This is a genomic window from Protofrankia sp. CiT1 (genome assembly GCF_917627335.1).
Lineage (GTDB): Bacteria > Actinomycetota > Actinomycetes > Frankiales > Frankiaceae > Protofrankia.
Map to the genome: position 1 here is coordinate 1,912 of NZ_CAKJTP010000143.1, position 8,940 is coordinate 10,851.

The 8,940-nt window shown below is 67.1% G+C and carries 11 protein-coding genes; 6 read left to right on the plus strand and 5 right to left on the minus strand.

The features are described from left to right. The first annotated feature begins 507 nt into the window (after window positions 1-507). Both MJ785_RS17620 and MJ785_RS17625 read left to right on the plus strand, forming a co-directional pair. Window positions 508-768 (plus strand): hypothetical protein, encoded by a 261-nt coding sequence (locus MJ785_RS17620; protein WP_239381831.1) that lies wholly within the window; start codon window positions 508-510, stop codon window positions 766-768. 100 nt (window positions 769-868) lie between these two features. Then, complete coding sequence (locus tag MJ785_RS17625) at window positions 869-1,177, plus strand: type II toxin-antitoxin system VapC family toxin (protein ID WP_370652976.1); 309 nt, start codon at window positions 869-871, stop codon at window positions 1,175-1,177. A gap of 179 nt (window positions 1,178-1,356) precedes the next feature. On the opposite strand, the gene MJ785_RS17630 is transcribed toward MJ785_RS17625, so the two are convergent. Continuing rightward, window positions 1,357-1,662: an XRE family transcriptional regulator gene (locus MJ785_RS17630; RefSeq protein ID WP_239312848.1), complete on the minus strand. Its 306-nt coding sequence runs from the start codon at window positions 1,660-1,662 to the stop codon at window positions 1,357-1,359. 20 nt (window positions 1,663-1,682) lie between these two features. Continuing rightward, window positions 1,683-2,000, minus strand: a complete 318-nt coding sequence (locus tag MJ785_RS17635; RefSeq protein WP_239381833.1) for a hypothetical protein — start codon at window positions 1,998-2,000, stop codon at window positions 1,683-1,685. 319 nt (window positions 2,001-2,319) lie between these two features. Between MJ785_RS17635 and MJ785_RS17640 the strand changes: the two genes are divergently transcribed. Next, on the plus strand, window positions 2,320-4,224 hold the full coding sequence (locus MJ785_RS17640) for an ABC transporter ATP-binding protein (protein WP_239381835.1): 1,905 nt from the start codon (window positions 2,320-2,322) through the stop codon (window positions 4,222-4,224). A gap of 52 nt (window positions 4,225-4,276) precedes the next feature. Next, a complete protein-coding gene (locus tag MJ785_RS17645) occupies window positions 4,277-4,699 on the plus strand; it encodes an ATP-binding cassette domain-containing protein (protein WP_370652977.1) in 423 nt (140 codons plus the stop codon). A 265-nt stretch (window positions 4,700-4,964) separates the two neighbouring features. Here the strand turns inward: MJ785_RS17645 and MJ785_RS17650 are convergent, their stop codons facing one another. Then, window positions 4,965-5,450 (minus strand): hypothetical protein, encoded by a 486-nt coding sequence (locus tag MJ785_RS17650; RefSeq protein ID WP_239345302.1) that lies wholly within the window; start codon window positions 5,448-5,450, stop codon window positions 4,965-4,967. Then, a complete protein-coding gene (locus tag MJ785_RS17655) occupies window positions 5,447-5,758 on the minus strand; it encodes a hypothetical protein (RefSeq protein ID WP_239313753.1) in 312 nt (103 codons plus the stop codon). Before MJ785_RS17655 ends, MJ785_RS17650 begins: the two co-directional genes overlap by 4 nt. Before the next feature lie 632 nt (window positions 5,759-6,390). Between MJ785_RS17655 and MJ785_RS17660 the strand changes: the two genes are divergently transcribed. Further along, a complete protein-coding gene (locus MJ785_RS17660; protein WP_239313751.1) occupies window positions 6,391-6,612 on the plus strand; it encodes a hypothetical protein in 222 nt (73 codons plus the stop codon). A gap of 200 nt (window positions 6,613-6,812) precedes the next feature. Beyond that, window positions 6,813-8,144, plus strand: coding sequence for a hypothetical protein (locus tag MJ785_RS17665; protein WP_239313749.1), 1,332 nt, complete (start codon window positions 6,813-6,815; stop codon window positions 8,142-8,144). A gap of 332 nt (window positions 8,145-8,476) precedes the next feature. Here the strand turns inward: MJ785_RS17665 and MJ785_RS17670 are convergent, their stop codons facing one another. Continuing rightward, window positions 8,477-8,716 (minus strand): DUF433 domain-containing protein, encoded by a 240-nt coding sequence (locus MJ785_RS17670; RefSeq protein ID WP_239313747.1) that lies wholly within the window; start codon window positions 8,714-8,716, stop codon window positions 8,477-8,479. Between the last annotated feature and the right edge of the window lie 224 nt (window positions 8,717-8,940).

Below are 8,940 nucleotides of genomic sequence, written 5' to 3' on the forward strand. Positions count from 1 at the left end.
AGATCAAACTACGGATCAAGAGGTTGGGGGTTCGAGTCCCTCCGAGCGCACGCGACGCGGGATTCCCTGGCCGCTTCCCTCCGGGAAGCTCCCCGAGGCCCGCGATATTGCTCCGGGGGGCGCCCCCCGGACCCCACCGCCTGGGGTTTTGCCTAATCAGGTGACCACCGAAGATCCAAAGCGGCGCCCACAGATGTCTGGTTGAGACAGGCTCAGAGCCCCGCAACCGATCACACGGCACGGGGCTCTGGGCTTTCCAGGGCTCAAGTACTGCAGTTTGTACTGCAATTGAGAAAGATCATACACGCGTGATCACTATCGCGGCCTTCTCGTCATGTTCCGTGTCGATGAGGCCGGTGGCATCGCCGAGACGTCTGGCCAGGTGGTTACGGCGGACGCGTTGAGCCCGCCAGCAGCTACAGGGCTCCCCCCCCCCGCGCCTTATCCGGCCACTCCTGCGGATCAGATGTGGCTCACGAGTTCCAGGACAGGGCTACGCTGGAACCCATGAGCGTGGCCCACAACCACTACTCTGAGCTGCACGCCCTCGTCGACCGGCTTGCCCCGGAACGCACCGCGGATGCCCGGCGGGCGCTGTTGCGCCTGGTCGCAGCAAACCCGGACCTGGACAAGGAGACCGCGACACAGGGCGCGGTGTGGGCGGGACCGTCCTTCATCGGCGCATTCGACAGTGGTCGTGACGACCTGTCCGAGCGGGTGGACGAGGCGCTGTTCGACAACGACGGCCCTGGGGCTGACATCCGGTGATCCTGTGGGACACCGGTCCTCTCTACGCCGCGTTCGACCGCCGGGACAAGCACCACGAGGCGAGCGCCGCCCTGATGCGACAACAGCGCCACCGCTCCTCGTGCCGGCGCCGGTCGTGATCGAGACCTGCTACCACCTGACCAAGCACCTCGGCGCCCGAGCCGAGATCACGTTCCTGAAAGCCTTTCAGAGCGGCGATCTGGCCATGGTCACGCCTACAAAGCCGGACTTCGACCGTGCTGTCGAGCTGGTGGAACAGTACGCCGGGTTCCCACTCGGCATCACCGACGCCTACGTCATCGCGATCGCCGAACGCCTCGACATCGCGCAACTGGCCACCATCGACCGCCGCCACTTTCTGGCCGTGACGCCACGTCACTGCCCCGGCTTCGAACTGCTACCCGTCTGACAGCCAAGTTGACAGCCAAGGCCGCGAACGAGACTGGACGCCGACGGCCACCCATGGACAGGCCCCGCCAGGCCAGCGGACGGGATGGACGTCAGCGGACGTCCCCGGAAGATCCCGAGCAAATTACGGATCAAGAGGTTAGGGGTTCGAGTCCAGCCAAGCGCGCCGCATCCTCGAGGTCAGCCGAGGACCACTCGACGATCACCAAAGTCGGCAATAATCTCGATCTTCCCGCCCAGGGCCTCCACGTAGGCCCTGATCGTGGCCAGCCCCGCCCGATCGAGCCCGCCGCGCTCCAGCTCGGACACCGATGGCTGCTTCACATGCATCCGCTCGGCCAACTCGGCCTGCGTCAGACCCTGCTCCTCACGAATCTCCCTGAGCCGGTAGGCGCGTACCTCAGCATCCAGGCGTGCGCGGTACTCAGCCGCCCAGCCCTCGTCTGGAGGCCGCTTGGCCCGTACCTGCTCCCACGTACTCGCCACGGCACGTCCCTCCTCATCGCTCAGCTCCCATTGCCGTATTCACCGCGGAGCCACCCGTCGTACCGGTCATCGACAATCTTGTTGGCATCGGGTGCAACGGGAGCTGGCGGGACCGGCCGTTCTTGCTCACGCGCACGGTCAGCAGCCCAAGCCCAAGCCCCAGCCCGCCGCAGGTCGAAGTCGGTGTCATCGAGGCGGGCGGCTTCCCCGATACGCAGGCCGGTGACCGCTAGCAGGCCGATCAGCGTCCGGTAGGTCGCGACCGCCATCGGGTAGCGCAGCGTGCCCGCCGCTATCATCAGCGCCGCGACCTCGATGTCGGAATACAGGCAGGGCACCGCTCGGCGAGCGTAGCCGGTGACCAGTGGAGCAGGGGTCCGGCAAGCTTGATCGCAATTGGGCAGACCCCTGACCTGCCCCAACAACCCGATGTGAACTCCTGCTCAGGTCCCGACGCGGGGCTGGCGGTGCACCGACCGCTGGAGACCACCTTCCCTTCCACTTCTGCTCTACTTCCGCGGCTGAACTCCGTGAGGTCGGCCCGGTCGCGCTTGACCTGCAGTTCGCTTGAACCTCTAACCTTCCCTCGACGGCCGGCGCCGCATGCCGGTAGCAACCCTGCGCCACCGAGAGGTAACCCATGAGCGGAGGTACTCCATGAGCATGGAAGTCACCGCGTGGATGTCGATGCACAAGGCGATGACCGCGCAGGACGAACGGCGCCCCTTCTCCAAGGCGACCCTGCGGCGGATCGGCGGTTTCGCCCGGCCGCGCCGCCGGCAGCTGACCTGGTTTCTGCTGCTCGGCGTCGTGACGGCGGTCCTGGCGGTCGCGACACCGGTACTCGCCGGCCGGGTCGTCGACGCGATCGTGCGCGGCGCGGCCGTCCACGTCGTGGTCGGGCTCGCGGTGCTCATCGCCGTCATCGCGGTGGCCGAGGCCGGCCTCGGGCTGGTGTCCAGGTGGCTGTCGGCAACTATCGGCGAGGGCCTGATCCTTGACCTGCGCACCGCCGTGTTCGACCACGTGCAGCGGATGCCCATCGCATTCTTCACCCGCACCCGTACCGGCGCGCTGGTCAGCCGGTTGAACAACGACGTCATCGGCGCGCAACGGGCCTTCAGTAACACGCTCTCCGGCGTGGTCAGCAACATCGTCGCACTCCTGCTCACCCTCGCCGTGATGATCAGAATTTCCTGGCAGATCACCGTGCTCGCGCTGCTGTTGCTGCCGCTGTTCGTCGTGCCCGCACGGCGGATGGGCAGCCGGCTGGCCCGGCTCGAACGCGAGGCGGCCAACCACAACGCGATGATGAGCACGCAGATGACCGAGCGTTTCTCCGCGCCCGGCGCGACGCTGGTGAAACTGTTCGGCCGGCCCGCCCACGAGTCCGCCGCGTTCGCCGTACGGGCGCGGCGCGTCCGCGACATCGGGGTCCGCTCGGCGATGGTGCAGTGGGTGTTCATCACCGCGCTGACCCTGGTCTCGGCGCTGGCGCTTGCCCTCGTCTACGGGCTCGGCGGTTTCTACGCGCTGCGTGGGCAGCTGGAACCCGGCGCCGTCGTCGCGCTCGCGCTGTTGCTCACCCGGCTCTACGCCCCGCTGACCTCGCTGGCCAGCGCCCGGGTGGAAGTCATGAGCGCTCTGGTAAGCTTCGAACGGGTGTTCGAGGTTCTGGACCTCGAACCACTGATCGCCGACCGCGCGGACGCGCGGCACGTGCCAGCGGGAGGGGTGTCAGTGGAATTCGACGACGTCAGTTTCAGCTACCCGCCCGCGGACAAGGTCTCGCTCGCATCGCTGGAGGAGGTCGCCGTCCTCGACACCCGTGGCGGTGTCGAGATTCTGCACGGCGTCTCGTTCCGGGTCGAACCCGGGCAGCTGGTAGCGCTGGTGGGCTCGTCAGGCGCCGGAAAGTCCACGATCGCACAGCTGACGGCCCGGCTCTACGACGTCGACACCGGCGCAGTGCGCCTGGCCGGGATCGACGTCCGCGACCTGACCGCCGGATCCATCCGCGCGACACTCGGGATGGTCACACAGGACGGGCACCTGTTCCACGAGTCGATCCGTGCGAACCTGCTGCTTGCACTGCCCGAGGCGACCGAGGACGAGCTGTGGGACGCGCTGCGCCGGGCCAGGCTTGCCGACCTCGTCGAGAGCCTGCCCGACGGGTTGGACACCGTCGTCGGCGAACGCGGGTATCGCCTCTCCGGCGGTGAACGCCAACGCCTGACCATCGCCCGGCTTCTGCTGGCACGGCCGCGAGTAGTGATCCTCGACGAGGCCACCGCGCACCTGGACTCCACCTCGGAGGCCGCGGTACAGGCGGCCCTGGCCGAGGCACTCACCGGACGGACCGCGATGGTGATCGCGCACCGGCTGTCCACCATCCGCTCCGCCGACCTCATCCTTGTCATCGAGGACGGACGGGTCGTAGAGCGTGGCACCCATACCGACCTGCTCAGCGCCGGCGGACGTTACGGGGAGCTGTACCGGACGCAGTTCGACCAGCCGACCGCGGCCACCACCACCATGGCCACAATGGCCGCGGCTGGATGAGGGCAACGACCGATCGAGGACCACGACCGGTTCAGGAAAAAGCGACGACGAGGTGGCCACCGCCGCGGTCGACGCCGGCCTGCGCCCGCGGCTGGACAAACTCCCGCGGGGCATCGAGACGATGGTCGGGGCCCGCGGCTATCAGCTCTCCGGCGGGGAACGCCAACGGCTCGCCCTTGCCCGGGTCCTGCTCGCCGACCCGCCCGTGCTCGTCCTGGACGAGGCCACGTCACAGCTGGACCCGCTGACCGAGAACGTGGTGCAGGAGGCACTGTCCCGGCTGGGCACCGGACGCACCCGGGTGGTGATCGCGCACCGGCTGTCGACGATCGTCGACGCCGACGCCATCCACGTCCTGGACGCGGGCACGGTTGTCGAACGGGGCACGCACAGCGAACTGCTGGCGGCAGGGGGCGCCTACGCCCGCCTCTACGCCCGGCAGCTGGGCCAGGAGCAGTCCGTCAGCCATCAGTGATCCGGGGGCTTCAGCGACCCCGGGGCACAGGTCGTGAAGGCATTTCATCTTTTCACCGCTGGCCAGTGGACACGCCGGCCCACCAGCGGTGGTCAGGACACTCCGGCGCCAACGGTGGCGATCTGTGGCGACGAGGCGGAGGGCATCCGGATCACCAGCGATCTCATCCGGGACCTCGGCGGCGTACCAGCCGTGCTGGGACCGCGCAACCGTCGCCCGGCAGCTCGTAACGACGGAGCGTCAGCCCAGGATCGCGAGGAACATCTCAGATCGGTTCGACGACGATGTCAGCGTGGTCGAGTGTGGCGGTGTAGGCACCTATGTCGCCTGGGTCGCTGGTGAGGATCTGGGCCGGACCGTGAAGAGCAGCCGCGATGACGACCAGGGCGTCGATGACGTCCGGTCGCTTCTTCGTGGGAAGCCTGGCCTCGGCGAGCATGGCCCCCGCCCGCTTGTACGAGTCAAGAGTGAAGGTTCTCGCGCAGGCGACGCAACCGGCGGGGACGCCCGACACGCCGCGCATGGGGGACGCGCTCTCCCGAGTCTGGGGCACGGTGCAGTCCTTCAGGTACTGGCTGAAGGACTGTAGCGTCTTCGGGTCCGGTCGCCACGCCTGGGCGAGAACCGGGCCGATGACGACCGGCCGGTGCGGAGCTGCGCGCAGGCCGTGATGAAGCAGCCGTGCCGCCGAGCTGTCTCGCAGGAGCGCCACGAGCATCCCGGCGTCATAGACGACAGTACGCGCGATCATGCAACGCTCGCGGCGTCCGATCCAAGCGCACTGTTCAGGACCCGGTGGACGAGCGCCTGCTCGTCCGTGGTCAGGGCGTCGAACGACGGCAGGCCCGTCTCAGGGACACCGCCAGCCTGCTCGAAGGCTGCCTGGTTACGCGCGTCAAGTGCCGCGAAGGTCGCCGTGACAGCATCGTCGCGAGCCATCTGCGCGACAGCCGCCGCAATCATGTAGGCGGACACATCCATACCTGCTGCCTCAGCGTGCATCCTGATCGCGGCCTGGACATCCGAGGACGTCGAGATCGTGAACCGAATGTTTGGCATGCCGTTATCGTAACACAGCGTATTACGCTGTTCTGCTGGTCCAGCACCATGCCGATCAGTAGCGCCAACGAGTCCGGGGGACCCAGAGGATCGTGAGCGAAGCGAGTGATCGTTCGAGAGTACGCGTCAGCAGCTCATCAGCCTCGTCGATCTGGCTCAGATGCAGTCCGACGGCATCACGGTAGCCGACCGCTTTGCGGCAGCCATCGGTCTGCCAGCCAGATCGCCGTGTAGTCGGTGTAGTCCCGGCAGGCTGCGTAATCGTCAGCGTCCAGGGAGTGGCACCACGGAAGCAGCCGATCTAGAAAAGCCCCGCCAGTCCCGGAGGACGGCGGGGAGAAACTAAGATCATCTTAGGCACCCGATGGTCACGGCGTCAACCGGACGAGGGCACAGAGCACGCCGAGGACACGACCCTCCCTAGATGAGGCCCGCCGCATCTGCGCGAGCACTCTCCGCGTTCTGATCAGAACGATCGTAGCTCGTGGGGAGAAACACGACCTGGTTCTCCCGGCATGGCTCGACGCCGATCACCGAGATCCCCAAAAGGTGGCCGGCCGCATACCGCGGTGTCGTCGCCCATCGAGTGGACGCGATCGAGCACGGAGACGGCTGGGACACGATGGAATCTGATGACGGTCGCGTACCTGCGGATGGCCAGTGGCCGGCACCGGAACGACCGACGGCTGGCCGGGCTGGTGGGTGAGCTGACCGTCTCCAGCCGGGAGCTCGCCGCGATGTGCTCAGCCCAGGTTGTCGCCGAGAAGGGCACGGCCTGCGCCGCTTCCGGTCCGGGTCAACGGTGGCCCGCCGACAGCTGGGAAAATAATGGTTTCGCATCCATTAATATCTGATTAATGCCAAGCCTGCGGGCTTGTCGGCGATCGCGGGAGTGTATTGTTTCGTCGCCATTGCCAATCCAGGAAAAAGCGGGGGAGACATGTTCCGACGATTATTGCCACTGCGCAGCCCCGGGGTCTCGGAGGAACGTCGATCGGTAGAATGCCCATCGGGCGGGCGTTCGGAAGAGCGCCGACCGCTCGCGTTGCGGCGCTTGCCCGTCGTCGTCATCGCGGCGTTGGCCGTCGCGGTGGGAGTGGGCGTGATCGGTCCGACCGCGTACGCCTTGGACAACTCGACCGGCCTCGTCAACGGACGGTTCGAGCTACCGCGGGACGCATCCGCCGCCGCGCCGCAGGCATGGACATCCGGCGCCTTCCAACCTACGACCACATTTTCCTGGTCCAGCTCAGTGGCCCGCAGTGGACACCGGAGTGTCAGCATTTCCTCGCCGCAGCCCAACGACGCGTGGTGGTCGCAGACCGTTGCCGTGCAGCCGCACACGCTGTACCGGATAACGGGATGGATCAAGACAGTAGGCGTCGCGCACTCGACCAACCCGGTCGACGCGGGAGCCAGTCTCGGCTTCCTGGGCACCTGGGACCGCTCACCCGGCGTATTCGGCACGTCCGACTGGACGAAGGTCTGGGTGAGCGTCAACTCCGCAGACAGCCACGAGCTGACCGTTGCGGCCCGGCTCGGCTACTGGTCTGGCACAACCACGGGCACGGCCTGGTACGACGACATCAAACTGGAGCGGCTTGAGCCGGGCTCCTCGGCGCCCCGATGGAAGATCCTGGCCCTCATCTATCCGAACCTGGACTTCTCCTTCCCCGCGTCCGACGGCACCACGCACCACGTGGTCGCGCAGCTGACCCAGGACCAGCGAGACCGAGCGGCGCGCGCGACCCACGATTTTATCAAGACCGACCTTCCCGCCCTCGCCAGCGGCACCATGACGCCGAGCCTGACGGTTCGCTTCCCGACACGGCCCCTCAGCGCACTCGACCGCAGCGGCGACGGATGGTGGCCGTCGCCGGGCAACACCGCTGCCGATCAGGACCCGTCGTTCGACTCGGTCATCGTGATCTGGCCTGCCACCGGGACGAATACCGCCACCGGCCAGCCGGAATGGATCGGCAGCGCGGCCGGGCTCACGCCCCCCATGGGAACCGGGCAGACCTACAGCACGTTGATTCTCGACGCCGCCATCAACTATGGTCACCGCAACGTGTTCAAGCACGAGTTCGGCCACTCAATCCTGGACTACTTTGAGGCACTCGGGGTGGCGCCGACACCGACCGTCAACAACCACGCCACTGCCGGGCAGTACGTACACTGCGGGACGGCAACCCCGTACGTGTGGGCCGACGAGACGCTAGCTAACCCGATACCCAACTCGATTTTCAACAACACGTCCGGGTTCACCCACGACTACTACTCCGGCACCACCGCGGAGGCGGCTGATCCCAACCATTGCCTGGGTATCACCCGGACGGCCTGGCGCTACGGCGGTCCTCACGAGCTCAGGGGCATCCAGCCGTAGCTCTGGTCCGTCGTAGCGGGCGCCGTGGTCGCGCCGATGCTCCGGCGCCAACGACAAGCTGACCAGTGCCCGGACCGGGGCCTCGGCGCGAGGGCTGCTCTTCTTGCAAACTCTCCATCACGGCCTTCTGATGGTCACGGTGTCTTTGGCGAGAAACCACGATCAGCAGGAGGCCGTTCCTCGTCGGGTTGGGTCGCCCGGGGGGAATCTCACCCCCAGGCTCCCGCAGAACGGAAGGGAACGTGACGTAGGGTAGACGGCGTCAGCGTCGATCCCGTGCTTCGCTAGGCGCTCGGCGAGCGAGACCGAGAGGCCCTCGTCGAGCTTGACCTTCACGGCGCGGTGCGCAGCGGCACGAGGTCCTCCCGCGCCAGACGCGCGCCGTAGGCCGCTGCCACGCGGATTCCCGGCACGCTCAACGCCGGGTACTCCGCGAGGATCTCCCCATCGGACATACCGTCAGCAAGGCAGTCGAGGACGACGCTCACCGGCACCCGTGTCCCCCGGATACACGCCTGCCCGTGGCCGATCATCGGGTCAGCCACCACCAGCGACAGAAGATCCTCCGCCATGCCTCCCAGCATGCTCGCCGACCGACGCGCCAGCCCACCATTACGTGATCGATCCGGGCCGTATGCCGGTGACAGCCACACTGACAGGCAAGCCGGCAGACGACCGCGAACGTCGGCGGACGCACGCCCACTGATCCTCGGACGCGGCGAACGTCCACGAACGTCAGTAGATGATCCAGATCAAACTAAGTGGTCGCCGCCGGAAGCTGTTCGGGGGGTGCCGG